Origin of the sequence: Prosthecobacter sp. (assembly GCF_044378005.1) — a bacterium.
Taxonomy (GTDB): Bacteria; Verrucomicrobiota; Verrucomicrobiia; order Verrucomicrobiales; family Verrucomicrobiaceae; genus Prosthecobacter.
In genome coordinates this window covers 1-2,582 of the sequence record NZ_JBILYB010000328.1, presented here as the reverse complement: position 1 = coordinate 2,582, position 2,582 = coordinate 1, and the positions used below count along the sequence as shown (strand labels likewise).

The 2,582-nt window shown below is 61.9% G+C and carries 2 protein-coding genes; both read left to right on the top strand.

Annotation, left to right across the window (positions count from 1 at the left end):
* Positions 1 to 1,637, top strand: a 1,637-nt coding sequence (locus AC6FTP_RS26860) for a carbohydrate-binding family 9-like protein (RefSeq protein ID WP_497209969.1), incomplete at its 5' end; no start/stop codon positions are given.
* 11 nt (positions 1,638 to 1,648) lie between these two features.
* Positions 1,649 to 2,582, top strand: a 934-nt coding sequence (locus AC6FTP_RS26855) for a right-handed parallel beta-helix repeat-containing protein (protein ID WP_497209968.1), incomplete at its 3' end; no start/stop codon positions are given.

The window sequence follows — 2,582 nt, the reverse complement described above, 5'->3', positions numbered from 1 at the left end:
TCCGCGAATACTGCCGCCTTTTCTACGGCCCGGCGGAGGCGGAGATGCGCACCTTCTTTGAATACTGTGAGGCCAACTGGCAGGAGATGGAAAAGGACAAACTCAAAGCCGACGAAGCGCTCGCCCTTTTCGAGAAAGCGAAGGCGAAGGCTGACGCCGCGAGTGTGTATGGCAAACGCATCGCCCTCATCGACGATTTCCTCAAAGGCCTGCGCAACAAAAGCCAGCAACTTGGCAAAGTTCGCGGCCCGGTGCCCGTCCTGCGGCTGGTGGGCGAGGCGCGCAGCAAGATCGTCATCGATGGCAGGCTCGATGACGAAGCGTGGAAGAACGCCTTTCCCTCCGCCACCTGCTCTCTTCGTGAGCTGCAAACGGGACGTCCGCCCACCTTTGGCACCACGGTGAAATCCACCTGGCTCGGTCGCGACCTCTACTTTGCCATCCGCTGCGACGAACGCCTCGGCGAGAAGCCCAACATCGGCACCACCAAGGAAGACGACGGCGCACTCTGGTATGGCGATGCCGTCGAGCTGCTGCTCGAGACCGAATCGCGCTCGTATTATCAGATCGCGATCAGCCCGAGCGGAGCCGTGGTGGACCTCGATCGCGGTGCCTCGCGCGACAAATGGTTCAGTTGGGACTCGAACGCCGAAGTCGCCACGCACCTCGCCGACGATCACTGGACCATCGAGATCCGTCTGCCGATCACACAGGATGAGAATGATCCGCTACACCAGGTCATCGGTAGCAGACCCAACAAGAGCCTTCCCTGGCACATCAACATCTGCCGCCAGCGCATTCGCGAAGATGGCGCGGAATATTCCGCCTTTTCGCCGACCGGCGCGGAGCACTTCCACGACGTGATGAAGTTTGCCACGTTCTACGACGGCAACAGTTTCGAGTTCGACCACGGCCCGCCGGACGACGACTTCCTGGAAAAGACGCGCATCGCCGCCGACTTCGCCCGCACCGGCAAGCGCGAGGAGGCCCTCGCCGCCTACACCGCCGCCGCTGAGGGCAAGATCACGGACCTGCAAAAGTCCCACGCGCTGGAACTCGCTGCTGGCTATGCCCGCCATCTCCGCAAGCTGGACGTTGCCGAACAACTCACCGCCCGCATTCCCATCGAGTCCGTGAAGAAGGCAGCGCAAATGCAGGCCTTGCTCGATCAAAGCAAAGCGCCGCAAGTCATCGCGCAGTTCGGCGCGGAAGACTTCTCCAAGTGTCCCTTCTGGAAGCGCGGTGCCGGCCTTCATGCCCGAGGCCGAGCCTATTCCATCGCCAAAACCGGTGACAAAGCCGAAGCCGACCTCACCGCTGCTTTGGATTTCACCAGCGAGCCGCGCGCACGCGACGCGATCTGGGAGGCCATCGGCCACAACCGCGAAAACAACCTCAAGAACGACGAAACCGCCCTCGCTGCCTATAACGCCATCGTCGAAGCCCGCACCCACATCGGAGGTGCCAGCGAGTTCACCGCACTGCAAGGCATCGCTCGCATTCAAACCCGCAAAGGCCAGTTCGACGAAGCCCTGAAGACCCTGCACCGAGCCGAGCCCGATAAGCTTCAAGGCGTGTGGAAGGAGCACATCCTCAAGTCCATCGAAGCTGTGAACCAGGCGCGCAAGCCTCAGTGAAACCAATCATCATGAGACCCACCCTCCCACTCCTCACCGCACTGCTGCTCGTGCCTCTCGCCGCTTTACCCGCTGCCGAAATTACGGTCGGCCCTAGTGGTTTCAAAACCATCGCAGAGGGCGTTGCAGCGCTGAAGGCGGGCGACACGTTGACGATTCTGCCGGGCGAATATCTCGAATCCATCGAGGTGAAGAAGCTCGCGGGCACAAAGGACGCGCCGATTACGATTCGGGCGCAGCGTGCGGGCACGGTGCTGCTGCGCGGAGATGTGGAGGTCGCGGGATGGGCGGCGGTGGCGGGACTTGATGGGGTGTTTGCGGCGAGTTTTGACAAGATCGCGCAGGGCGTGGCCGATCCGCGCACGATGACGCATTACGAACCCGCCGCGACGGCGGTGGAGATCGGCACGAAGCCGGGTGCGTTCTTCCATGATGCGAAAGCGGGCCGCCTGCTCGTGCGCACGGCGGATGCGCGGCCACCGGGAGTGCTCATGGTGTCCATCACGAACGGCAACGGGCTGGCGCTGGAGAACTGCGCGAACATCACCATCGAGGGGCTGGCCTTCACCGGCTATCAGCATGCGGACACCTCGGTCTTGCTCGGCTCGCGCACGCGCTGGGGGATCATCGCCGGGAAGTGCGAGAGCATCACGCTGCGCCGTTGCGTGGCGTATCTGAACAGCGGTGGCCTTTGCTTCACGACCGGCACGGCGAACTCGGTGATCGAGGATTGTTTTGTCTTCGCCAATGCGTCGCGAACAATCGGCATCTCGAATCAAATTCTGGGTTGGGGCGCGAAGGACTGCGTCTTCCGGCGCAATCGCATCGAGGGCTTTAACAGTCCCACCGGCAGCCAGGACCAGATCACTTTTTACAGCAACGAGGGACAGACGAATTTGCTGGAAGGCAACATCGCCATCCGCGCCAGTTTCATGGATAAAGGCG